This window comes from Streptomyces sp. NPDC020965, assembly GCF_044333555.1.
GTDB lineage: Bacteria > Actinomycetota > Actinomycetes > Streptomycetales > Streptomycetaceae > Streptomyces.
The window spans coordinates 863,565-885,967 of sequence record NZ_JBIRRE010000001.1 but is presented as its reverse complement, the minus strand read 5'-3'; the positions used below and the strand labels follow the sequence as shown (position 1 = coordinate 885,967).

Sequence of the window (22,403 nt, the reverse complement as noted above, 5' to 3'; positions counted from 1 at the left end):
GCGGAGGCCGTGCGAGGACGATTCAGTCCGTGTTCTCCGCCGACACCCGGATGATCTCCCGTACCTGCGCGACGATGTCCAGCCGGTTCCGTACGAACTCCGGGTCCGTGACCTCCGTCGTGTTGCCCGGCCCGAACTGGAGCACCGGGGTGTGCACATGCCCGCCGGGGGTCGTCAGGCCCAGCCGGTCCCGGAGCAGCGTCGCCCGGTACGCGATCTCGTTCGACAGGTAGTCACCGCCGCCGCCCGCGCGGGCCGTCGAGCCGGGCGTCGGACCCCCGGGCCGGTTCACCGGGGCCGTGCCACCGGCCGGGATCTCCGTCACCGAGGTGTTGTCGTACACCGGGAAGCGCCCGGTGGTCGCCGCCGTGATCGCCGCGTACGGGAGGGTCGTCGTCGTCCACTGCGGCTGCGACGCCGGGTCCCGCACCGGCACGGTCTCGGTGCGGGAGACATTGGCGTTGTCCGGGTAGCCACCGCGCCAGGCCCCGTTGGTCCGCTCGATGTCGATCCGGCCCACCCGGCCCTGGCTGACCGTGGTGAAGACATCAGCCTTCGGCAACTGCGCGCGCAGCGTCCGCTCGACCGTGCCGTCCGCGAAGTCCTGCCAGCGGACGGGGAAGACCGCCGTCTCGATCCGGGCCGGTCCGTCGGCCGTACGGATCCAGGTGCCGTCCAGCGCCAGCGCCGTAGCGCCGGACGGGTTGCTGCGGCGGATGTCGAGGTCCAGCGTGAAGGGGTCGAAGCCGGTCATCAGGATCCGCTTGACCTTCTTCCCGGCCGGGAGGCGCAGCGAGTCCTGGCCGCGCGAGGCACGCTCAAGACGGTCCAGCAGCCGTGCGCGCTGGTCGGCGCCGAGTGTGAACTCCGGCTCCCAGCGGCTGAGTTCGCGGGTCATGCCGAGCCGCGCCCAGTACAGCGGCCGGTCGTCGTCCCGGCTGAGGTCGCCGCACGCGGGGCCGCGGCCCTGGGCCCGGTCCACCGCCCGCTCCCAGAGCGCGGCGGCGTGCCGGGCCACGGCCCGCTCCGCCTCCCGGTGGCTCCCCGCCCCGGCCAGCGCTTCCGCGAACCGGGGGGCCACACCGTCGAATCCGGAGCGCCGCAGGATCTCCTGGGGCACGGCCCGGTCGAGCCGCGCCTCCTCCACGGTGACCGGAGCGGCCGGTACCGGGGCGGCGGCGGCCGGTACCGGGGCGGCGAGCGTGAGGGCTGCGGCGAACGCGGTACCGACGACCGTCGCACGGGCACGTATCGGGGACACGGGCAATCCTTCCGTCAGGGGTGGCGGAAGTATCACCGCATGATCGTGTCCCTGGCTACCCCGACCGGATGGTCACCCGGATGTGACGACTGCCCCGATCGGGTGGTGGTCTTTTTGGGGCTCGGTTCGCCTCCGGGGCGCTTTAAGCGTGCGCCGACGGTCGATCGTGCTCGATCCCTCGTTCCTCGGGACCTGCGCGCGTTCTCCCTTTCGGCACCCGCGCGCCCCTTCGGCTCACTCGCCGGAGAGGGTGTCAGGGCCTCCCCGACGCGGGCCTCGGCTCACCCGCCAGGGACACCCGGGCCAGCCCTTTCGGCGCCGGTCTCCTTTGGCGGGCTCGGTTCGCCTCCGGGGCGCTGTGAGCGTGCGTCGACGGTCGATCGTGCTCGATCCCTCGTACCTCGGGACCTCCGCGCGTTCTCCCTTTCGACCCCCGCGCGCCCCTTCGGCTCACTCGCCGGAGGGTGCGCCAGGGCCTCCCTTTCGGCACCCGTGCGCCCCTGCGGTTCAGGCGGGCGGGTCCTCCGAGGTGATGTTCCGGTAGGCGATCTCCGCGAGTGCGCCCTGTCCGTCCTTGCTGGGGTGGAACCAGTCCCACTTGCTCAGCAGTTCGCCGTCGAAGCGGTAGTCGAAGACCGCGCCGCCGTCGTACCGGCAGCGGGAGTCCTTGGCGCAGACGTCCTTGAGGATGCCGTTGTACGCGACGACGCGGTCCAGCACCGCCGCCCGCCGCTGGTCGGCCTTGGCGCTCGTGTCCTCGGAATCGCCCAGCATCGTGGCGCAGATGCCCAGCTTCCAGACCGCCCGGCCGAGCGGGTTCTCCTTGCCGACGGACCAGAGCCGCTTCAGATCCGGCACGCTGGAGACATAGACCTGTGTCTTCGGAGCCGTCCGCCGTAGTTCGGCCACCGCCGCCTCGAACGAAGTCCGGAAGTCGTCCACCGGGGTCATCCGGTCGGTCGAATCGGCGCAGGCGTCATTGGCGCCCACCATCACCGTCACCAGCTCGGGCTTCTTTGCGGCGGCCTTGACCATCTGCTTGCGCAGGTCCGCGACCTCGGCGCCGGTGCGGGCGTAGTTCCAGGAGCGGTCCGCCAGCACATCGGCCTCGCCGATCAGCCGGAGCGCCAGGCTGCGGACCTTCTCATCGCTGCCGGTGGCCCAGGAGACCTCGGGGCAGTCGGAGAGCACGACGCAGGCGTCGAAACCGCGGGTGATGGAGTCGCCCACCGCGGCGACGGAGGCCGGGCTGCGGTCCCAGGCGGGCTTGGCGGCCCGCTTCTTGGCGGACGAGCCGTTGGCCGAGGTGTCCGACGACGAGTCACAAGCGGTCAGGGCGCCCGCCGAAAGGAGTAATGCGGTCGCGAGGGCGGCGGTGGCGCGCCCCCGCCGGCCTGGGCGCCGCGCGCGTGGTGAGGTGGTGGTCCCGCCCCCGGCTCCGTCCGAGTGGGTGGTCCTGTGGCTGTGGCGCCTTGCGCGCATCCGCGTTCCCCTCCGTGTCGCCTGCCCCTGGGGCCCTGCCGGGTGAAAGCTTGGTGCGTACGGCCCCCGCGACCGAGATTACGACACCCCATCGACACCTACGCACGGTAGCTTTTCCCCGTCGACCCAGAGACATCGTGCCCATCGGCTCCCCGGCGACTCCGGTAAATTACATCACGTCACATACTGTCCCTTTTGTGGAGATTAACCTTCGATGATGTTTACTGAGGCCGCTGGGAAGACGATCCTCGTCCCACACTGGAGGTCCCGGTGACGACACGTGGCGTTCTGTACGTCCACTCCGCACCGAGCGCGCTCTGCCCCCACGTCGAGTGGGCGGTGGCGGGTGTGCTCGGAGTAAGGGTGCAGCTCGACTGGGTCAGGCAGCCCGCTTCACCGGGCACCTGGCGAGCGGAGTTCTCCTGGCAGGGCCAGGTGGGGACGGCGTCCAAGCTGGCATCCGCGCTGCGCGGCTGGCACCTGCTGCGCTTCGAGGTGACGGCCGAGCCGTGCGCGACGGCGGAGGGCGAGCGCTATAGCGCCACCCCTGAGCTGGGCATCTTCCATGCGGTGACGGGGATGCACGGTGACATCCTGATCCCGGAGGACCGGCTGCGGGCGGCGCTGGCGAGATCGGCGCAGGGCGAGACGGAGCTGGCGGCCGAGGTCGAGAAGCTGTTGGGCAAGCCGTGGGACGACGAATTGGAGCCGTTCCGGTACGCCGGCGAGGGCGCACCAGTGCGTTGGTTGCATCAGGTGGTGTGACAGGGGCGCGCACCGACGGTGGCGCGCACCTGTTTACGGGCTCCACACCGCGCCGCGCCGCACCGCGAGACCCCCGTACCCCCGGCACCCCCGTACCGCGAGGCCCCGTACCCCCGACACCCCCCGTACCGCGAGATCCTCGGACCTGCGGCCCGCGCCTCGGCAGCCGTCCCGCACCCCCGACCGCCCGGCTGAGTCGGCCCCCGTACCCCAACCGACCAACCCCGCGCCGCTCCTGACACGGCGTGAGGCCCGCATCCCCAGCGGGGACACGGGCCTCAGGAGAGTTCAGCCAGCCAGCCAGCCAGCCAGCCAGTCGGTCGGTCAGCGAGTCGGGCGTCACCGCCAGTCAGGCATCCCGCCAGCCAGGTGTGCCCCTCGCCGGCCGGAAGCGCTGCCGAACCAGACGTACCGTCAGGTCGACGCGGTCAGACCGTACGGAACGCCAGCACCACGTTGTGGCCGCCGAAGCCGAACGAGTTGTTGATCGCCGCGATCGTGCCCTGCGGCAGCGCACGCGGCTCCCCGCGCACGATGTCCGCGTCGATGCCGTCGTCCACCTCGTCCACGTTGATCGTCGGCGGTGCCGTGCGGTGGTACAGCGCCAGCACGGTGGCGACCGTCTCGATTCCGCCCGCGCCACCCAGCAGGTGCCCCGTCATCGACTTCGTCGCCGACACCGCGACATGGTCCAGGTCGTCGCCCAGCACCAGGCGCAGCGCCTTGATCTCCGCCACGTCGCCGAGCGGCGTCGAGGTGGCGTGCGCGTTGAGGTGGGCGATCTCCGACGGCTTCAGGTCGGTGGTCTCCAGCAGGTGGCGCATGGCCGCCGCGATGCCCCGGCCCTCCGGCTCGGGCTGCGCGATGTGGTGGCTGTCCGCGGACAGCCCCTGACCCAGCACCTCGCAGTACACCCGCGCGCCCCGCTTCGCCGCGAACTCCGCGGACTCCAGCACGACCACGCCCGCGCCCTCGCCGAGCACGAAGCCGTCCCGGCCCTTGTCGTACGGGCGGGACGCCTTCTCCGGCTCGTCGTTGTTCTTCGACATCGCCATCATGTTGGCGAACGCGGCCACCGGCAGCGGGTGGATGGCGGCCTCGGTGCCACCGGCGACGACCACATCGGCGCGGCCGGAGCGGATCATCTCCACGGCGTAGCCGATCGCCTCGGCGCCCGACGCGCAGGCGGAGACCATGGCGTGCACGCCGGCCTGGGCGTTGACCTCAAGGCCGACATTGGCCGACGGGCCGTTCGGCATGAGCATGGGCACGGTGTGCGGGGAGACCCGCCGCGCGCCCTTCTCCTTCAGTACGTCGTACTGGTCCAGCAGCGTCGTGACGCCCCCGATGCCCGATGCGATCACCGCACCGAGCCGGGCCGGCTCGATCTTCTGATCCTCGCCGGCCGGGGCGGTGTATCCCGCGTCCGCCCATGCCTCTCGCGCCGCGATCAGCGCGAACTGCGCCGAGCGGTCCAGCTTGCGGGCCAGCGGACGCGGCAGGACCTCGCTCGGGTCGACCGCCGCGGGCGCGGCGATCCGGACCGGGAGGTCGGCGAAGCGCTCATCGTCGAGGAGCTTCGCGCCGGAGCGTCCGGCGAGCAGACCCTCCCAGGTCGATGCGCTGTCGCCACCCAACGGTGTGGTTGCGCCGATACCGGTGACGACCACGGTGCGATTGGTCGAGTTCACAGGAATTCATTCTCCACGTGTAGAGGGTGCTGAATTTTCACGACGCCACCGTGGGGTGGCGACAAGCGCTGAGGACCCGGGCCGGATCAGCTCTGGTGCTTCGCGATGTACTCCGCGGCGTCGCCGACGGTCTTCAGGTTCTTGACGTCGTCGTCCGGGATCTTGACGTCGAAGCGCTCTTCGGCGGCGACGACGACCTCGACCATGGACAGCGAGTCGACGTCCAGGTCGTCGGTGAAGGACTTGTCCAGCTGGACGTCCTCGGTGGGGATACCGGCGATCTCGTTGACGATCTCGGCGAGACCCTCGACGATCTCTTCCTGCGTGGCGGCCATGTGGCGCTCCTTCGATTTCTTTATCAGAGGGTGTGGCGTCCGGAGGGTCCGGTTGCCAGTCCTGGGAACCGGGTCCCGGGGGCCGGTCGGGGAACCGGTCCGGGCAGATCCGGTTGCCTGGGTCGGGCCGTCGGAGCTCCGCCCACCCGGGGGCGGACGATCTCTTCCGGCGACACTTCCTAGGGGAGGGTAACGACAGTGGCTGCGTAGACGAGACCCGCCCCGAAGCCGATGACGAGCGCGGTGTCGCCGCTCTTGGCCTGACCGGTCGCCAGGAGCCGCTCCATTGCGAGCGGGATCGAGGCGGCCGAGGTGTTGCCGGTGGTCTCCACGTCACGGGCGACCGTCACGTGCTCCGGCAGTTTCAGGGTCTTCACCATCGAGTCGATGATCCGCATGTTGGCCTGGTGCGGGATGAAGACGTCCAGGTCGTCCGCGCTGATCCCGGCCGCGTCCAGCGCCTGCTGGGCGACCTTCGCCATCTCGAACACGGCCCACCGGAAGACCGCCTGGCCCTCCTGGGTGATGGCCGGGAACCGGTCGACGGTGCCGTCCCGGTAGTCGGTCCACGGCACGGTCTGGGTGATCGTGTGGGACTTGTCGCCCTCCGAGCCCCATACCGTCGGGCCGATCTTGGGCTCGTTGGCGGGTCCGACGACGACGGCGCCGGCACCGTCACCGAAGATGAAGGCCGTCGCGCGGTCCTCCAGATCGGTGAGGTCGCTCAGCCGCTCGACGCCGATGACCAGGACGTATTCGGCGGAGCCGTCCACGACCATGCCCTTGGCGAGGGTCAGTGCGTAACCGAAGCCCGCGCAACCGGCCGAGATGTCGAACGCGGCCGGCCGGCCGGCACCGATCTTGTCGGCGATCTCGGTCGCGACGGCCGGCGTCTGCTTGAAGTGGGAGACGGTGGAGACGACGACGGCACCGATGTCACGCGGGGTGAGGCCGGCGTCGGCGATGGCCTTCCCGCCCGCCTCGACGGACATCGCAGTCACGGTCTCCTCGGGGGAGGCCCAGTGCCGCGTGGCGATGCCCGACCGGGAGCGGATCCATTCGTCGGACGAGTCGATCGTCTCCAGGATCACGTCGTTCGGCACGACCCGGGTCGGGCGGTACCCGCCGACACCCATGATGCCGGCGTACGGGGACCCCTTGCCGGGCTTGATCTTCGCCATCTCTTACGGCCCTCCTAGTCGGGCTTGTCGGGCTGCGTCAGCCGGCCGGGTGCTCGGACGAGCGGTCGGCCGACTGCTCAGCCGGGCCACCGGCCGGGTGCTCCGCGATCAGGGCGCGAGCCCCTTCGAGGTCGGCAGGTGTCTTCAGCGCCAACGTCCGCACACCGGGCAGCGCGCGCTTGGCGAGCCCGGTGAGGGTGCCGCCGGGGGCGACCTCGATCAGCGCGGTGACGCCCCGGGCGGCGAAGGTCTCCATGCACAGGTCCCAGCGGACCGGATTGGCGACCTGGCCGACCAGCCGGGTGACGATCTCGGCGCCGCTGGTGACGACCGCGCCGTCCCGGTTCGAGACGTACGGGAGGGTCGGGTCGGCCACCGTGAGATCGGCGGCGGCGGTCTCCAGGGCCGCGACGGCCGGCGCCATGTGCTGGGTGTGGAACGCGCCCGCCACCTTCAGCATGACGACCCGGCGTACGCCCTCCGGCTTGTTCTCGGCGAACTCCGTGAGCTGGGCGGCGGTGCCGGCGACGACGATCTGGCCCGCGCCGTTGACGTTCGCGGCGGTCAGTCCGAGTCCTTCGATATGGGGCACGACCAGCTCCGGGTCGCCGCCGAGCACGGCGGCCATCCCGGTCTCGGTGACGGCGGCGGCCTCGGCCATCGCCAGACCGCGCTTCCGGACGAACCGGAGTGCCTCGGTGTCACCGATGACGCCCGCGAGGACGGCGGCGGTGATCTCGCCGACGCTGTGTCCCGCGACGGCGCCCGGCTCGATGTGCTCACCCAGCGTCACGGCCCCGGACCCGGTGTCCTCACCGAGCGCGGCCGCGGCGAGCAGACCGGCGGCGACCAGCAGCGGCTGGGCCACGGCCGTGTCCCGGATCTCGTCCGCGTCGGCCTTGGTGCCGTAGTGGGCGAGATCGAGGCCGACGGCCTCGGACCAGGCCGCGACACGGTCGGCGGCGCCGGGGAGGTCGAGCCAGGGGGTCAGGAAGCCGGGCGTCTGAGCGCCTTGGCCGGGAGCGACGAGTACGAGCACTCTCACACTCTCTCTTGTGTACGGTCCCGGACGCCCGTGGGGACAGGGACGAAGAACCGCCGGGGTAATTGTTGGTGTCCCACAAAAGTCTAGGACTGTGTATCCAGCGCGGCCAAGCGTCCGAGGATGAGGGCGATCCGTAGCGTGAAGGCCGAGCGGACGTCCGAAGGCGACCATCCGGTGACGTCTGTCACACGTCGGAGCCGGTAGCGCACGGTGTTGGGGTGAACGAACAACATTCGCGCCGCGCCTTCGAGACTACTGGCCTGTTCCAGATACACACTGAGCGTTTCCAGGAGTGCCGATCCGGCCTCTTCGAGCGGTCTGTAGATCTCCTCCACCAGTTGGTCGCGCGCGGCGGGATCCGCCGCGATGGCGCGTTCCGGCAGGAGATCGTCCGCGAGTACGGGCCGGGGGGCGTCCTGCCAGGCGGCGCACGCCTTGAGGCCGGCGGCCGCGGCCTGCGCGGATTTGGTGGCGGCCAGCAGGTCGGGGACGACGGGACCGGCGACGACGGGTCCCGCCGCGTACGGCCCGATCAGGGCCTTCGCGACCTGGAGCGGATTGTCGCTGCCGCCCGCGATGACGACGAGCCGGTCCCCGAGCACCCCGGTGAGGACCTGGAGCTTGGCGTGCCGGGCGGCCCGCCGGATGGCCTCGACGGTCAGCTCGCTGTCACCGTCCGGCGCGGTGCCGAGGATGACGGAGACATGGTCGGGGGAGTTCCAGCCCAGGGCGGCGGCCCGCGAGACGGCGCCCTCGTCGGCCTCGCCGGAGAGGACCGCGTTCACCACCAGCGACTCCAGCCGGGCGTCCCAGGCGCCTCTGGCCTCGGCGGCCTGCGCGTACACCTGGGCGGTGGCGAAGGCGATCTCCCGCGCGTAGACGAGGAGGGCCTCGCGGAGGATCGACTCGTCGCCGGGGGCCGCGACCTCGTCGATCGCCGTCTCCATGACCTCGATGGTGGTCCGCACCATCTCCACGGTCTGACGCAGTGTGATCGCCCGGGTCAGCTCGCGGGGAGCGGTGCCGAAGACATCGGTGGAGATGGCCTGCGGGGCTTCCGGATGCCGGAACCACTCGGTGAACGCGGCGATACCGGCCTGGGCGACCAGACCGATCCACGACCGGTTCTCCGGGGGCATCGCCCGGTACCAGGGCAGTGACTCGTCCATGCGCGCGATGGCGTTGGCGGCGAGCCGGCCGGAGGACTGCTCCAGGCGGCGCAGGGTCGCAGAGTGCGGATGGGCGTCGTTCTTGGCGGGTTCGGGCACGGTGACAAGACTGCCTTATCGGGGCGGCGTAACTAAGTGCCGGGGTTCGTTGTCCTGCGACGACGTGCCGCCGCCGAGGGCTACGGTGGGGGTGTGATTGACGTACGGCGCTCGGCGGACCGCTATCGGGGCGGCGATCCGGCAGCGGGCATCGAGACCCTGCACGCCTTCTCCTTCGGCCCCCACTACGACCCGGACAATCTCCGCTTCGGCGCGCTGATCGCCTGCAACGAGGAGCGGTTGGCGCCCGGCGCGGGCTTCGAGGAGCACGCCCACAGCCATACGGAGATCGTCACCTGGGTGACCGAGGGCGAGTTGACCCACCGTGACTCGGCCGGCCATGCCACGGTCGTACGCCCGGGCGATGTGCAGCGCCTCGGCTCGGGGGCCGGGGTCCGCCATGTGGAGCGCAATGACGGGGACGTCCCGCTCGTCTTCGTACAGATGTGGCTGGCGCCGCTGGCACCCGGCGGGGATCCCGTCTACGAGGTCGTACGGGGCATCGCGGACGCGACGCCGTACGCGCTGGCGGCGGCCGGGGCGATACTCCACATCCGTCGGCCGGCGGCCGGTGAGCGTACGGCGGTGCCGGCAGCCGGGGCCGTCCACATCCAGGTCGTACGGGGTGAAGTGCTGCTGGACGGGACTGAGTTGGGGCCGGGTGACGCGGCGCGGATCACCGGGACTGAGGGGCTGGAGGGGCTGGAGCTGGTGGCCGGCCGGGCGGCGGCGGAGCTGCTGATCTGGGAGATGCCGGCCGCGCCGCGCCCCGGCGGGTAGCGCCCCGGGTGGTGCGGAGCCGGGCGTTCGGTGCGGACCGCGCTCCGCGCCCCGGAGGTCAGACGGTCAGGCGGTGCGGAGTTCGGCCAGCACCGCGTCGGTGAACGGCGGCCAGGCGGCGATGGCCCATTCGCCGAACGCCCGGTCCGTGAGGGCGACACACGCCGCGCCCGCGTCCGGGTCGATCCACAGGAACGTGCCGGACTGCCCGAAGTGCCCGAAGGTGCGCGGCGAGGACGAACTCCCGGTCCAGTGCGGCGACTTGCCGTCCCGGATCTCGAAGCCGAGTCCCCAGTCGTTCGGCCGCTGCCGGCCGTAGCCGGGCAGCAGTCCGTCCAGACCGGGGTGGACCACGGTCATCGCGGCCAGGACCGTACGCGGGTCGAGCAGCCGGGGCGACTGCACCTCGGCGGCGAACCGGACCAGATCGTCCAGGGTCGACACCCCGTCCTTGGCGGCGGACCCCGCCGCACCTCCCGGACCCTCCAGCGTGGTCGCGGTCATCCCCAGCGGCTCCAGCACGCCCTGCCGCAGATACTGCTCGAAGGGGATGTCGGTGGCGTGCGCGATGTGCTCGGCGAGGATTTCGAACCCGGCGTTGGAGTAGGTGCGGCGGGTGCCCGGTTCGGCGACGGCCCGGCGCTCGTCGAAGGCGAGCCCCGAGGTGTGCGCGAGGAGATGCCGGACCGTGGACCCCTCGGGCCCGGCCGGTTCGTCCAGCTCGATCGCGCCCTCCTCGTAGGCGACGAGCGCCGCGTACGCCGCCAGCGGCTTGGTCACCGAGGCGAGCGGGAACCGCCGGTCGGCCGGGCCGTGCGAGCCGGCCACGGTGCCGTCCGCGCGGACCACGGCCGCCGCCGCGTTCGGTACGGGCCAGTTCTCGATCATCGCCAGGCTCTGCATGGGTACGAGCCTAGACGGCGGCCGGAAATGAGCGGCTAGAGGGTGAGCCGCATCGAGGGATCAGGGGTCGCGACGAAGCCGAGCGCGGCGTACAGCGGCCCGCCCTCCTTCGACGCGTGGAGATCGATATGGACGACGCCACGCTCGCGGAACCACCCGAGCAGCCCCTCCATACAGGCGCGGGAGTACCCACGGCGCCGCATATCGGGGTCGGTGGCGACGCTGAAGACATAGCCGTTGAGGCCGCCCGGATTGCCGGGGCTGCCCAGCCGGTGGTCGATGATCCCGATGGCGCAGGCCGCCAGGGCCCGGGGCCGGTCCACGGCGTCCACGACATAAGCCGCCAGGGTGCCGTCCGGATCGTCCAGCCGGGACCGCAGGCTGGTGATCGAGGCGGGCTGCCAGCTCATATCGGGGTTGGCCCCGAGGTATGAGTCCAGCATGACCTGTCGCAGCCGGATCAGCTCCTCGGCGTCGGCGGGGGTGGCGCGGCGCGGGAGCGCGGGTGAGGCCGACGAATCGGTGGGTCCATGGCTCATGGGCGAGACCCTAGGTCGTGTTTCCACTTGCTTGGAGTGCACTCCAAGGTTTTAGCGTGGAGGTATGACGCTGATCGAGAGCAGCAGCCCCGTACGGACCGTCCCCCTTTCACTGCCCCGCGCGGACGGCCAGGACCGCTACTCGATCAGCGAGGTCGCCGCGCACACCGGGCTCTCCGCGCACACCCTGCGCTGGTACGAACGCATCGGGCTGATGCCGCACGTCGACCGCTCGCACACCGGGCAGCGGCGTTTCACCAATCGGGACCTGGAGTGGCTCGGCTTCGTCGGCAAGCTGCGGCTGACCGGGATGCCGGTCGCCGATATGGTCCGCTTCGCCGAGCTGGCCCGGGCGGGTGACCACACCTTCGGGGCGCGGCGGGATCTGCTGGTGGAGACCCGGGTCGACGTACGCGCCAGGATCGCCGAACTTCAGGGCGCGCTCGCCGTGCTCGACCACAAGATCGACTTCTATTCGGGCGGCCTACGGGCGTCGGAGAAGGACTGTTGATGAGTGAGAACACGATCGAACAGGTACGTCTCGGCACCACCGGGCCCGTCGTCGGAGTGCAGGGCCTCGGCTGTATGGGCATGAGCGAGTTCTACGGCGACACGGACGAACAGTCGGCCCGGGAGACCCTGGAGGCCGCGCTCGCGGCCGGGGTGACGCTCTTCGACACGGCGGACGCGTACGGACGCGGGGCGAATGAGGAGTTCCTCGCGCCCTTCGTCGCGGCGCACCGCGACGAGATCACCATCGCCACCAAGTTCGCCCTGGTACGGGACCCGGAGGACGAGGACTTCCGGGGCGTGAGCAATGACCCCGCGTACATCCGGCAGGCCGTCGAGGCGAGTCTGCGGCGGCTGGGCATCGACGTCATCGACCTCTACTACATGCACCGCCGGGACGCGGATGTGCCGTTCGCCGAGTCGGTGGGTGCGATGGCCGAGCTGGTGACGGCCGGCAAGGTCCGCTATCTCGGGCTGAGCGAGGTCACCGGCGCGGAGCTGCGGGAGGCGCACACGGTGCATCCGATCACCGCGGTCCAGTCGGAGTGGTCACTGTTCAGCCGCGATGTGGAGCAGAGCGCGGTCGGCGCGGCCAAGGAGCTGGGGGTGGGGTTCGTGCCCTACTCGCCGCTCGGCCGCGGCTTTCTGACCGGCGCGTTCGCGGACGCGGCCAAGGAACTGCCGGCCGGCGACTTCCGCTCCGCACAGCCGCGTTTCACCGGCGACAACGCCCGGACCAACGCGTCCCTGCTGGAGCCGGTCCGCCGGATCGCCGATGCGCACGGAGCGACCCCGGGACAGATCGCGCTGGCCTGGGTCCAGCAGCGGGCCCAGGTGCACGCGCCGCTCGCGGTGGTGCCGATCCCCGGCACCCGGAGGGCGAGCCGGGTCCGGGAGAACACGGCGGCGACCCGGCTGCGGCTGACGGCCAACGAGCTGGTGGAGCTGGAGCCGATCGCGGCGCGGGTGGCGGGGGACCGGTACCAGGACATGTCCCTGACCAGCACGGCCCGCGAGTAGACCGGATGGCCGGGGGCGTGGGCCCCAGGGCCCCCGGGCCCGGGGGCGCTCACGGAGCGGATCGGGCTCCCGGCCTCGGGGACCGCGCTCACGCGAGGCCCAGGGCGAAGACGGCGAACCCCGCCGCCAGCAGCCCGGCCACCGCGCGCCGGACCTTCGCCGCGCGGGTCCCGGTCCCCCACGGCGACTCGAAGACCCGGGCGTACTTCCCGATCACGACGAGGAGGACGGCGAAGACGGGCAGCCACGCCACCCGGGCCGCCACCCAGCCGAGCGTGTCGGGCGATGCGGTCAGACCGGGAACCGCGCCGAGCCAGGACCCCGGGACGGCGGCGGCGAGCATCGCCGTCTGGTGCCAGCACAGGATCGTCATCGCGGACAGGTTGATGATGACGACCGGCGCCCACAGCGCGGGCCGGGCCAACAGGGCGGCGATCCGGTCCCGCAGCAGGATCGCGGCACCGCTCTGCGCGGCGGCCAGGGCGAGCACCAGCAGCGACGGCGGGTGCGAGTTGGTCCGGGCCTCGCCCGGCACGCCGACCATCGACGCCGGGTAGTGGAAGGCGAGCAGCAGCACCGCGAACAGCGCCGTACCGCCGATGAGCAGCGCGCGGGCGTGCCGCTTGGTGATCCGGCCCTCGCCCCAGCTCACCCCGAGCTGATAGGCGAAGAGCCAGCCGGGGAGGATGTTCACCATGCTCAGCCAGGACGGCATGGCGTCCGCGTACGGCCCGTAGCGCAGCACGTCCACCACGGCGACCGAGATGAGCAGCGGCGCGGCGGCCCAGACACCGAGCCGGCGGGCGGCGCGCACGCAGTACGGGGTGAGCGCGGTGATCACCGTATAGACCCCGACGAACCACAGCGGCTGGATGACCAGCGTGGACCCCGTCCGCAGGGTGGTGCCGGGTACCCCCAGCGCGGACAGCACCGGGATCAGCACGGCCCAGACGGCGGTGACCCCGAGGACGGGACGGCCCAGCCGGGCCACCCGCTGCCGCAGCCACTGACCGGTGGAGCCGGGGCGGCGGTGGTACGAGAGGACGGAGGCGTACCCGCCGACCAGGAAGAAGATGCCCAGCATCTGGAGCACCCAGCTCATCGGCGCGAAGAAGCCGAAGGCGGAGAGCGGGCTGGCGTTGCGGAGCGCGCCGTCGTCGCCGAGGGTGAAGCCGCCGAGCAGCCAGTGTCCGGTGGGCACGGCGAGCAGGGCGAGCGCGCGGAGGCCGTCGATGGCGCGGTCGCGGTGCGCCGGGGTGCGCGCCTCGATCTTCTCGATCGTCGCTGCGAGTGTCATCGGGCTTCTCCCTGGGCGATGGTGGCGAAGGTCTGGAGCGAGTCGGTGCCGGGGGCGAAGTAGCCGGTGTGGCCCTTGGCGCGTTCGGCGGGTACGCGGCGGGCCCCGAAGCCGGGTTCGGCGGGGTCGGCGCCGTGACCGAGACCGAGGAGTTGGACGTGCGGGACCTTGGAGATCCAGTCGGTGGCGTCCTTGGCGGCCCAGAGCCGGGCATCGGTCCGCAGCCCGGCCGCGGAGTCGGCGCGCAGGCCGGGGGAGCCGAGGACGACGATGTCGGACGCGTTGACCTGCCGGGCGGCGAGCCCACAGACCACGGAGCCGTAGCTGTGGCAGAACAGACTCGGCTTCGGCGCCCCCACGGCGGCGAGCCCCCGGGTGAGACGGGTCAGCCGGACGGCCCCGGCCTCGGCCAGATCACCGCTCGCGGCGTCCAGTCCGACGCCGACGGGGGTGGTGTAGCCGGCCCAGGCGACGACGGCCGTACGGTCGCCGGTGGCGGCGCGGAGCGAGGTCGCCATGCCGGTGGGGGTGCCGTACCGGTCGCTCTTCCGGTCGAACGTCCCGGCGTCGATGTCCGCGCCGGGCACGATCACGGACAGTTTCCGGGCGCGCTCCAGATCCCCGTACACCTCGGCGATCTGCCCGCGCCCCCGGGGATCGAAGGCGAGGATCTGCCGCCCGGCCCCGGCGAACCGGTCGAACACCGTCCCGCGCAGCGCCTGCGCGTTGGCGCGGTACCGCAGGGACACGGGGGCGCCGTCGAGGTTCCCGACGACCAGCGGGTGCCGCCGGGCCAGCCCCTGCTTCTCCCGGCCGCTCAGGGTCCCGAAGAAGGCGGCGACCTCGGCGGGCGAGGCGCTCGCCGGGTCGGGCAGCTCCCGCCCGACGGACCGGTCCGCGTTCCACGCGGCGGTCCCCGGCGGCGGCCCGGTGAGCGCCCGCTGACTGCTCCCGGAGGCCCAGCCCGCCGTCCCGGTCACGACCGTGGTCATGAACGCGAGAGCGACCAGAGTCCTCTGATAACGACCCCTTGAGTAGCGGCGCATGGCCCCCCGCCCTTCCGTCTTCCTGATGCGTCGGTGTGACGGGGGGAAGGTAGGAAGACGACGGGTGCGGGGGCGTCACACCGGGGAGCCGCTTCGGGAGTGCTACCGGGGTAGGGGGTGGGTGACCGCGCTGGTGGGCGCCGGCGGGACGCGGAGGTTCAGCCCGGTCGGCGCGTGGATGAGGACGCGCCTTGGTCGTGTTGTCCGTACGGGGCGGAGTCGGATGGTGTCGTCCAGTGGGGCGTACGGGCGGATGAAGGCGCAGTCCTCGCCCCGGAGCGGGGTGTGGCGGTCGATGATGTGCTGCGGGGTGGGGGTGGTCCACGGCAGCGCCCAGGGATTGACCGGGAGCGGTACGGGCGGGAACCGGCCGCTGTGCCGCCCCTGAGCCGGAAACAGTGATTCGAGCACCCGTAACAGGGCGCGCTGGATAGCCTGTCGCATACGTTGCTCAGCTCCTGGCGGGGGCTGTGTCGGCGAGCCCCGGTGGCCCGTTGTGGCGGTCCACCGGGGCGCTCCTGTGTACGGGGTGTCAGAAACCGGGTGCGCGGCGGTGGAGGCCGGCGATGAGTGCGTCGCTGAGGGGGTCGGCGAAGGCGTAGCTGCATTTGCCGGGGTGCCCGTGGAAGAGGGTGCACGCCTCGTCGCCGTAGCCGCTCATACCGCCCTGGCCGGGGCAGTCGGGCCGGATGAAGACGGCGTCTGCGTCGTGGCCGTCGATCCATATGGCCCACATTTCGCCGTGCCGGGCGTCGTCGAGCTGCCAGACGAGGTCGAAGTGAAAGCCGGGCGGGTGCGCTTCGAGCCTGCACCGGAGATGGCTCACGGCGTCGGCGAGGTCGCCGTTCCCGATGGCCCGCATGTCTCCGTGCAGGCCGGACGGGACCTGCGCGAAGGCCCCGCAGATCCGGGGCCCGTTCATGCCTCGGATTCCCGGGCGGCGACGGGCCGGTCGTCGTGCGCGGGATGTCGACGCAGCAGTACGCGACAGTCGACGGCGGTCGTCTCGTCGTTGACGCGAGTGGCCGCGTCCAGCTTGTCGTGGAGCCGTCGGCACGGCAGGCACTCGGCCTGTCCGGTGGGGGTGGGGTGGTCGGTCATCGGTCGCCGTCCCTCTTTGCGGGTCGATCCGTTGCGTTCGGTGACCAGATGAACACAAGGGTGGTTAGTCTCGGGCTACTTGAACGAGGTCATTCGCGTTCATGTGCCAACTATTGGCAAGCCTGCTGGACCAGAGCGGGAGGTCAGAAGAGTGGATGACAACACAGCGTCGGATGTCATGAGTCCGCTTGAGGCGTTCGGGGTTGACGTTCGGGAGCTTCGTCAGGGTCGCAACATGACGATGAAGGGCCTGGGCGCCGCGATCGGCTACTCGGAGAGCTACGTAAGCAAGGTCGAAACAGCGGTCGTGGTGCCGAGCGCCCGGTTCGCAGAGGGGTGTGATCGGGCCTTTGGAACGGGGACTCTGATCGCCCGCCAATACCGGCTAGCCGTGAACGGCGAGCATCCGTCGTGGTTCGTGCCGTACATCCAGCTGGAGCGCTGCGCGAACAAGATTCTCGACTACTCCACGCTGTTCGTCATGGGGATGCTCCAGACGAAGGAGTACGCTCGCGCCGTCTTCCGATCCGGAACGCGCAAAGAAACGGCCGAAGTCGTCGAAGCCAAGGTTTTGGCTCGCATACGGCGTCACGAATTGCTGGAGCGGGACACCCCTGCGCCACCGCTGCTGTGGGTCGTGCTCCATGAGGCATGCCTTCGCGTGAATGTGGGAGGGCCTGACGTCATGAGGCGGCAGCTTGAACACCTCGTACGCGAGGCCGAGTCACCGCAGGTCACCATCCAACTCTTGCCCTTCGGCGTCGGACCTCCGGCTACGGGCAACGCATTCACTTTACTGTTCACCGAGGGCCGACCTACGGTGCTGCATACGGAAGGGCCGCAGGGTGGACGGCCGTATGAGGCCGAAAAGATCGTTGCCAACGGCATTGCTGCCTACGATCGACTGAGGGCTGACGCCTTGGGCTTGGAAGCTTCGATTGCCCGTATCAAGGACATCTCCAAGGAGTACACATCGTGAGCGAAGGCTTTGACCCGAGGTCTGCCGACTGGATCAAATCCTCCTACAGCGGACCTGAGGGCGGGCAGTGCATAGAGTGGTCGCCGGCTGTCGCGGCGACTACTGGGGTTGTGCCCGTCCGGGACAGCAAGAACCCGGGCGGACCGCTGCTGACGCTCTCCTCCGCCGCTTTCGCGGGCCTGGTGGAGTTCGCTAAGGAAACGGACGCCTAGCAGTAGCAAGTCCCCTTGCAGAGGAGCGTGCGGTATGAGCAGCAACTGGCCGAGCACCATCTCCGACGACTGGGGCAAGAGCACGTACAGCGGACCGAGCGGAGGCCAGTGCGTCGAGTGGGCCCCCGCGTACGCGTCAGCGCACGGTGTCGTCCCCGTCCGGGACAGTAAGAACCCGGCCGGACCGATACTGACGCTTACCCCCACCGCCTTCGCGGGCCTCGTTGACTTCGCCAGGCGCGCGGACATCTAGCGGCGGCGGACACCCACATCGCGCGAAGCCACAACGCGCGAAGCTCCGCCCGGTATCGCGGGCGGAGCTCTTCGCGTTGGTACCGGGGTGGAGGCTCCCCCAGGGGTTCTCCCCCGCCCTCTACCCCGGCCGCTTGCGGTGCTCCCCCTACGGGTGGGGAGCCGAGAACGATCCTGCCCGGGAGCGGTGGCCGAAGGTATCCCATCTTTCTGGGAGGCCGGCGATTCTGGCCGTATGGTATGCGGATGGCTTCGTTCCGTGACGGCGAGCGGAAGCTCGTGGCGGCCATCGGCGATCTCGGCCTGGCCGATCTTCCGCTGGACAAGTTCTTCGAGCAACTCAACGGCTTGGTGAAGCCGGTGCTCGGATTCGACGCCGGATGCTGGCACGGCGCCGACCCGGTCACGGGCTTTCTGACCTCCACCGTCGCGGAAGGGCTGCATCCTTCCGGTTTCGAGCACGCCGCCCGGCTTGAGATGTGGTCCGACGACTCGACCCGGCTCGCCACCATCCGGCAGTCGGGGCGGCTCGCGGACACCGTCCACCACGCCACTCAGGGCCGTCCCGAACGCAGCGTCCGCTACCGGGAACTGCTCACGCAGTACGACTTCTCGGACGAACTGCGGATGAACTTCGATGTGAACGGCGGACGTTGGGGCGCGGCGGCGTTTATGCGCGGGGACGATCGAGGGCCCTACAACGCGCGCGAGCTGCGGCTCGCCGAACGGGTCGCGCGGGCCGTCGCCGTGGCTCTCTGCCGCTACAGCCTGCCCGCGCCCATCGATCCGGCGGAGGCGACGGTGATTCCCGCGGTCGTCGTGCTCGGGCCGTCCGGTCGGCTGGCCGCCGCCGACTTCGGGGCGCAGGCGCTGCTGGCGGAGTTCGCCGGGGACATCCGGCGCCCGGAGGGGGTGCCGACGGCCGTGGTCGTCGTCTCGCAGCGGGCCCGCGCCAACGCCGCGTCCGGCCACCCGGAGGCGCCCGCGTCCGCGAGGCTGCGCCGCCCCAACGGCCAGTGGCTGGCGCTGCACGCCTCACTGCTCGACGGCCGGGCGGACGGCAGCGTCGCCGTGGTCGCCCAGCCCGCCTCGCCCACCGAGGTCATCCCCCTGACACTGCTGGCGCACCGGCTCTCACCGAGGGAGCAGGAAGTGGCCCTCCAGGCGGTGCGGGGACTGAGCACCCGGGAGATCGCGCAGGCGCTCTTCCTGACCCCGGCGACCGTGCAGGACCATCTGAAATCGGTCTTCGACAAGACGGGAGTCCGCAGCCGCCGCGAACTCGTCGCCCTCCTGATGGCACCCCACGCGGCGACCGCCGCCCACGCACCGGGCTGACCCGCGCGTCACTCGGGGGAGTGGCCGGGTACGGGGGCGACCTGCGACAACGGTGCCCGGTTCGGCGCGGGTCCCTTGTGCCCGTACCGCCCGACTCCTACCGTCCGCGCCATGGAACTTCTCGACCAGCTCTCAGAGATGACGAACACGCCCGTGGCCGACGCGGCCGGGTCCCTCGACGGCATCCTCACGCGGGTGCGGGGGACCGGGATTCCCGCTGCGTTCACCGAAGGGGACAAGCCCGTCGCCGTCGTCATGTCGTGGGACGTCTTCGAACAGCTTGAGGCTGCCGCCGCAGGGTTGCGCCGGGCCGAACACCGCTTCCAGGGGTGCCGTTTCGGCCCGGTCAAACCGCCCGAGGGCGTCGACTGCGGCTGCCGCACGGCGGAGGAGATGGACGCAAAGCCGGTTCAGAGAGGGACTAAGCCCCGGGTCTCGCCGACAGTTGAGGGAGGGCTGACCGGGTGTCCATCAGCAATCAACCTTCGATAGATGTGGCCACCTCATTCTGGAGTTTCGTGAACCGCCGCGACTTCCTGACCGGATCCGGCTTCGCCACATCCGCGTTCACCACCCCCGTGCCCCGCTGGCTGGTCGCCCCCGCCGACGAGGTCGCCGACCATCCGGGCGGCGTCCAGGTCGGCCGGGCCGACCTGGACGAGCTGCGGGACGCGGCCGACGACGCCCGCCGCTGGGACTCCAAGTACGGCGGCGGGAGCTGGAAGGCCGACTCCGTCACTGTCTGCCGCCAGGAGAGGGCCGCTCCGTTGCTGCGAGGCTCCTTCACCGATGCGGTCGGCCGTGACCTGTTCTCCGTGACCTCCGAGCTGTCCCGGCTGGCGGGGTGGACCGCGTTCGACGTCGGCCGGCACGACGTCGCCCAACGGCACTTCATCCAGGCGCTCCGTCTCGCCCGGGCCGGCGGGTGCCCTCCGGGGTGTTCACCCGATCCGTAGGGATGCGGCTGGCGATCGTGGGGACCGCCCATCTCCAGGCCCGAGACCTCGATCACGGGCTCGACTTCGGCAACCGGTCCGTCGACATCCTCGCCCGCGTCCAGTCCTCCCGGGCCAAGGACTACGTCCGTGAGTTCAACGCAGCCCTGACCCCCTGGCGGCGAGAACCGGCCGTCCGTGACTTCATCCACCGCACCCGCACCGAACTGGGCGTCTGACGAAGACCTGGAGACCCGACGAGCAGGTCACTGACCCGGCCGCACGACCCCCGACTCGTACGCGAAGATCACCGCCTGGGCCCGGTCCCGCAGACCCAGCTTCGCCAGCACGCGTCCGATGTGGGTCTTCACCGTCTGTTCGGCAAGGACCAGATGGGCGGCGATCTCCTGGTTGGAGAGGCCCTTCGCGACCAGCTCCAGGACCTCAGTCTCCCGTGGGGTCAGGCCCTTGAGCCGGAGGGAGGGGTCCTTGCGGGGGGCCGGGCGCTGGGCGGCGAAGTCGGCGATCAGGCGGCGGGTGACGGAGGGGGCGAGGAGGGCCTCGCCGGCCGCGACGACTCGTACCGCCCCGATCAGGTCGGCGGGTGGCGCGTCCTTCAGCAGGAAGCCCGAGGCGCCCGCGCGGAGCGCCTCGTACACATAGTCGTCCACGTCGAAGGTGGTCAGCATCAGGACCTTCGGGACGTGGATCACGCCCACCGGGGGGTGCAGGATCTCCCGCGCCGCCGCCAGGCCGTCCATCTCGGGCATCCGGACGTCCATCAGGACCACGTCCGGGTGGGTGGAGCGGGCGACGGCCACGCCCGCGCGGCCGTCCGGTGCCTCGCCCACCACGTCGATGTCCGCCTGCGCCGACAGCAGCGCGGCGAAACCGGCCCGCACCATGGCCTGGTCATCGACGATGATCACGCGGGTGGTCACTGGGCGTCCTCCGAGGTCACGGGCGTCACCAGCGGCAGACGCGCGGCCACCCGGAAACCGCCGTCCGGCAGCGGACCGGTGTCCAGCGTGCCTCCGGTCAACCGTACGCGCTCCCGCATGCCGATCAGGCCGTGGCCGGTGCCACCGTGCTCCAGCGGCGAATCCGGGGCGTCGGCCGGGCCGTTGACGATCAGTACCGTCAGATCCGTACCGTCCGAGTTCACGGCGACCCGGGTGACGGCCCCCGGCGCGTGCCGGACCACGTTCGACAGCGCCTCCTGGACGATCCGGTACGCGGAGAGGTCCACCGCGGACGGTACCGAATCCGGTGCCACCGACAGGGCCAGCTCGGCCGGCACTCCGGCCCGTACGGTCGCCTCGACCAGTTGTTGCAGCCGGGAGAGTCCGGGCTGTGGGGCGAGTTCGCCCTCCGTGTTCTCGCTCCGCAGGACCGTCAGCAGCCGTCGCATCTCGGTCAGCGACTCGCGCGCGCCGGAGGCGATGGCGGCGAACTCCTCGCGGGCGGCGTCCGTGAGGCCCTCGATCCGGTAGGGCGCCGAGTCGGCCTGGACGGTGATCACCGACATGTGGTGGGCGACGACGTCGTGCAGCTCGCGGGCGATACGCGCGCGCTCCTCCAGCAGGGTGCGCTGGGCCCGTTCCGCTTCGCTGATGGTCTCCTGCGCCGCCAGCCTCCGCTGGGCGTCGCCCCGCTCCCGCAGCGCACCGGTTACCACCAGCATCACACCGCTCAGCACGAACAGGAGTACCCCGGTGCCGTCGCTGTGCTCCTGCGAGACCAGCTCGAAGGCGAACCCCGCCGCGCCCGTCGCCAGCCAGACGGCCACCAGTGTGCGGCGCGGTTCGCGCAGGCCGAGGCAGCCCATCAGGGCGAGATACCCGACGATGACCGGCGGGGTCCACGGCCAGGGCCGGCCATCGACGCCGTCCGCGCCCAGCAGGGCGAAGGCGCCCAGGACGTCGGCGGCGGCCACGATCCACCACGCCTGGAGCGGCCGGGTCACGGCGAGCAGCAGCGGCGCGGTCTGCGCGGTGCCCAGGGCGCCGGCGAGCGCGCCGTTCAGCCGGTAGTCCCCGACGAGCAGGGTGATGGTCGTCGGCAGCAGGGCGAGTGTGCAGGCCAGGACGACGACGTACGGCAGCCGTCGCACCCAGGGTTTCTCGGCCGTGGCGAGGAGGGGGGTGGTGGAGTCCGACGGGGTACGGAGGTCGTCCGCGAGGAGGCGCAGATGCTTCCGGGCGGTGCGCAGCAGGCGGACCGGTGTGCCGGACGGGGGCGGGGGGTGCGGTGACGTAGACATGGCGTGGTCAGGGTAGGCAGGGCGAGGGCGTACGGGCGTCATACTCCGGGGCCGGGCGCGAAGTGATACCCCGGTATGACGTCCCGGTGGAGAAGGGGCGGGGGCTTCTTCGGCGGCTGACCTCAGGTCCAGTCCGGACGGGCTCCGTGGGCCGACAAGATCGCCCGGACGGGGCCTGGGTGAGCGTTGACCCAGGTCAG

General features: G+C 71.3%; 27 protein-coding genes. 11 read left to right on the top strand and 16 right to left on the bottom strand.

Features of this window, described 5'->3' with window-relative positions; all coding sequences use genetic code 11:
- Positions 1-22: 22 nt before the first annotated feature.
- On the bottom strand, positions 23-1,261 hold the full coding sequence (locus ACH4S7_RS03890; protein ID WP_398519450.1) for a pyroglutamyl peptidase: 1,239 nt from the start codon (positions 1,259-1,261) through the stop codon (positions 23-25).
- Positions 1,262-1,768: 507 nt separating this feature from the next.
- Positions 1,769-2,743: an SGNH/GDSL hydrolase family protein gene (locus ACH4S7_RS03885; RefSeq protein ID WP_398519449.1), complete on the bottom strand. Its 975-nt coding sequence runs from the start codon at positions 2,741-2,743 to the stop codon at positions 1,769-1,771.
- A 270-nt stretch (positions 2,744-3,013) separates the two neighbouring features.
- On the opposite strand from ACH4S7_RS03885, the gene ACH4S7_RS03880 reads away from it, so the two are divergent.
- Positions 3,014-3,508, top strand: a complete 495-nt coding sequence (locus ACH4S7_RS03880; protein WP_398519448.1) for a DUF3145 domain-containing protein — start codon at positions 3,014-3,016, stop codon at positions 3,506-3,508.
- Positions 3,509-3,936: 428 nt separating this feature from the next.
- Here ACH4S7_RS03880 and fabF read toward each other — a convergent pair whose 3' ends face one another.
- The 5 genes from fabF to ACH4S7_RS03855 form a co-directional block, all read right to left on the bottom strand.
- Entirely contained in the window at positions 3,937-5,199 is a 1,263-nt protein-coding gene (fabF, locus tag ACH4S7_RS03875; RefSeq protein WP_398519447.1) for a beta-ketoacyl-ACP synthase II, read from the bottom strand.
- 86 nt (positions 5,200-5,285) lie between these two features.
- Entirely contained in the window at positions 5,286-5,534 is a 249-nt protein-coding gene (locus tag ACH4S7_RS03870; RefSeq protein ID WP_398519446.1) for an acyl carrier protein, read from the bottom strand.
- 179 nt (positions 5,535-5,713) lie between these two features.
- Positions 5,714-6,715, bottom strand: coding sequence for a ketoacyl-ACP synthase III (locus ACH4S7_RS03865; protein ID WP_398519445.1), 1,002 nt, complete (start codon positions 6,713-6,715; stop codon positions 5,714-5,716).
- Between the two features lie 37 nt (positions 6,716-6,752).
- Positions 6,753-7,754, bottom strand: coding sequence for an ACP S-malonyltransferase (locus ACH4S7_RS03860; RefSeq protein WP_398520016.1), 1,002 nt, complete (start codon positions 7,752-7,754; stop codon positions 6,753-6,755).
- 89 nt (positions 7,755-7,843) lie between these two features.
- The gene (locus ACH4S7_RS03855; protein WP_398519444.1) at positions 7,844-9,028 is read right to left on the bottom strand and encodes a PucR family transcriptional regulator; all 1,185 of its coding nucleotides are present in this window, start codon (positions 9,026-9,028) and stop codon (positions 7,844-7,846) included.
- A 93-nt stretch (positions 9,029-9,121) separates the two neighbouring features.
- Here ACH4S7_RS03855 and ACH4S7_RS03850 point away from each other — a divergent pair, with 93 nt between their 5' ends.
- Complete coding sequence (locus ACH4S7_RS03850) at positions 9,122-9,808, top strand: pirin family protein (RefSeq protein WP_398519443.1); 687 nt, start codon at positions 9,122-9,124, stop codon at positions 9,806-9,808.
- Between the two features lie 66 nt (positions 9,809-9,874).
- Here ACH4S7_RS03850 and ACH4S7_RS03845 read toward each other — a convergent pair whose 3' ends face one another.
- Both ACH4S7_RS03845 and ACH4S7_RS03840 read right to left on the bottom strand, forming a co-directional pair.
- A complete protein-coding gene (locus ACH4S7_RS03845) occupies positions 9,875-10,711 on the bottom strand; it encodes a serine hydrolase domain-containing protein (RefSeq protein WP_398519442.1) in 837 nt (278 codons plus the stop codon).
- A gap of 35 nt (positions 10,712-10,746) precedes the next feature.
- A complete protein-coding gene (locus ACH4S7_RS03840; RefSeq protein WP_398519441.1) occupies positions 10,747-11,250 on the bottom strand; it encodes a GNAT family N-acetyltransferase in 504 nt (167 codons plus the stop codon).
- A 64-nt stretch (positions 11,251-11,314) separates the two neighbouring features.
- On the opposite strand from ACH4S7_RS03840, the gene ACH4S7_RS03835 reads away from it, so the two are divergent.
- Both ACH4S7_RS03835 and ACH4S7_RS03830 read left to right on the top strand, forming a co-directional pair.
- The gene (locus ACH4S7_RS03835; protein WP_398519440.1) at positions 11,315-11,761 is read left to right on the top strand and encodes a MerR family transcriptional regulator; all 447 of its coding nucleotides are present in this window, start codon (positions 11,315-11,317) and stop codon (positions 11,759-11,761) included.
- Entirely contained in the window at positions 11,761-12,780 is a 1,020-nt protein-coding gene (locus tag ACH4S7_RS03830) for an aldo/keto reductase (protein WP_398519439.1), read from the top strand. The genes ACH4S7_RS03835 and ACH4S7_RS03830 overlap by 1 nt, the downstream gene beginning before the upstream one ends.
- Before the next feature lie 88 nt (positions 12,781-12,868).
- Here ACH4S7_RS03830 and ACH4S7_RS03825 read toward each other — a convergent pair whose 3' ends face one another.
- The 5 genes from ACH4S7_RS03825 to ACH4S7_RS03805 all read right to left on the bottom strand — a co-directional run bounded on the left by ACH4S7_RS03825 (position 12,869) and on the right by ACH4S7_RS03805 (position 16,224).
- Positions 12,869-14,077, bottom strand: coding sequence for an acyltransferase (locus tag ACH4S7_RS03825; protein ID WP_398519438.1), 1,209 nt, complete (start codon positions 14,075-14,077; stop codon positions 12,869-12,871).
- A complete protein-coding gene (locus ACH4S7_RS03820) occupies positions 14,074-15,069 on the bottom strand; it encodes an alpha/beta hydrolase (RefSeq protein WP_398519437.1) in 996 nt (331 codons plus the stop codon). Before ACH4S7_RS03820 ends, ACH4S7_RS03825 begins: the two co-directional genes overlap by 4 nt.
- 156 nt (positions 15,070-15,225) lie before the next feature.
- On the bottom strand, positions 15,226-15,567 hold the full coding sequence (locus tag ACH4S7_RS03815) for a hypothetical protein (protein WP_398519436.1): 342 nt from the start codon (positions 15,565-15,567) through the stop codon (positions 15,226-15,228).
- Between the two features lie 88 nt (positions 15,568-15,655).
- Positions 15,656-16,045 carry a hypothetical protein gene (locus ACH4S7_RS03810; protein WP_398519435.1) on the bottom strand — a complete coding sequence of 130 codons (390 nt, stop codon included), beginning with the start codon at positions 16,043-16,045 and terminating at the stop codon, positions 15,656-15,658.
- Positions 16,042-16,224 (bottom strand): hypothetical protein, encoded by a 183-nt coding sequence (locus ACH4S7_RS03805; protein WP_398519434.1) that lies wholly within the window; start codon positions 16,222-16,224, stop codon positions 16,042-16,044. Before ACH4S7_RS03805 ends, ACH4S7_RS03810 begins: the two co-directional genes overlap by 4 nt.
- Positions 16,225-16,375: 151 nt before the next feature.
- Here ACH4S7_RS03805 and ACH4S7_RS03800 point away from each other — a divergent pair, with 151 nt between their 5' ends.
- From ACH4S7_RS03800 to ACH4S7_RS03770, 7 genes are all read left to right on the top strand, one after another.
- The gene (locus ACH4S7_RS03800; RefSeq protein ID WP_398519433.1) at positions 16,376-17,203 is read left to right on the top strand and encodes a helix-turn-helix transcriptional regulator; all 828 of its coding nucleotides are present in this window, start codon (positions 16,376-16,378) and stop codon (positions 17,201-17,203) included.
- Positions 17,200-17,415, top strand: coding sequence for a DUF397 domain-containing protein (locus ACH4S7_RS03795; RefSeq protein WP_398519432.1), 216 nt, complete (start codon positions 17,200-17,202; stop codon positions 17,413-17,415). Before ACH4S7_RS03800 ends, ACH4S7_RS03795 begins: the two co-directional genes overlap by 4 nt.
- Before the next feature lie 34 nt (positions 17,416-17,449).
- Entirely contained in the window at positions 17,450-17,668 is a 219-nt protein-coding gene (locus tag ACH4S7_RS03790; RefSeq protein ID WP_398519431.1) for a DUF397 domain-containing protein, read from the top strand.
- 245 nt (positions 17,669-17,913) lie between these two features.
- Positions 17,914-19,005 (top strand): LuxR C-terminal-related transcriptional regulator, encoded by a 1,092-nt coding sequence (locus ACH4S7_RS03785; RefSeq protein WP_398519430.1) that lies wholly within the window; start codon positions 17,914-17,916, stop codon positions 19,003-19,005.
- A gap of 111 nt (positions 19,006-19,116) precedes the next feature.
- The gene (locus ACH4S7_RS03780; protein ID WP_398519429.1) at positions 19,117-19,497 is read left to right on the top strand and encodes a hypothetical protein; all 381 of its coding nucleotides are present in this window, start codon (positions 19,117-19,119) and stop codon (positions 19,495-19,497) included.
- A gap of 26 nt (positions 19,498-19,523) precedes the next feature.
- A complete protein-coding gene (locus ACH4S7_RS03775) occupies positions 19,524-19,961 on the top strand; it encodes a hypothetical protein (RefSeq protein ID WP_398519428.1) in 438 nt (145 codons plus the stop codon).
- A gap of 2 nt (positions 19,962-19,963) precedes the next feature.
- Complete coding sequence (locus tag ACH4S7_RS03770) at positions 19,964-20,179, top strand: hypothetical protein (RefSeq protein WP_398519427.1); 216 nt, start codon at positions 19,964-19,966, stop codon at positions 20,177-20,179.
- A gap of 27 nt (positions 20,180-20,206) precedes the next feature.
- Here the strand turns inward: ACH4S7_RS03770 and ACH4S7_RS03765 are convergent, their stop codons facing one another.
- Together ACH4S7_RS03765 and ACH4S7_RS03760 are read right to left on the bottom strand one after the other, a co-directional pair.
- A complete protein-coding gene (locus ACH4S7_RS03765) occupies positions 20,207-20,881 on the bottom strand; it encodes a response regulator (RefSeq protein ID WP_398519426.1) in 675 nt (224 codons plus the stop codon).
- On the bottom strand, positions 20,878-22,203 hold the full coding sequence (locus tag ACH4S7_RS03760; protein ID WP_398519425.1) for a sensor histidine kinase: 1,326 nt from the start codon (positions 22,201-22,203) through the stop codon (positions 20,878-20,880). Before ACH4S7_RS03760 ends, ACH4S7_RS03765 begins: the two co-directional genes overlap by 4 nt.
- Between the last annotated feature and the right edge of the window lie 200 nt (positions 22,204-22,403).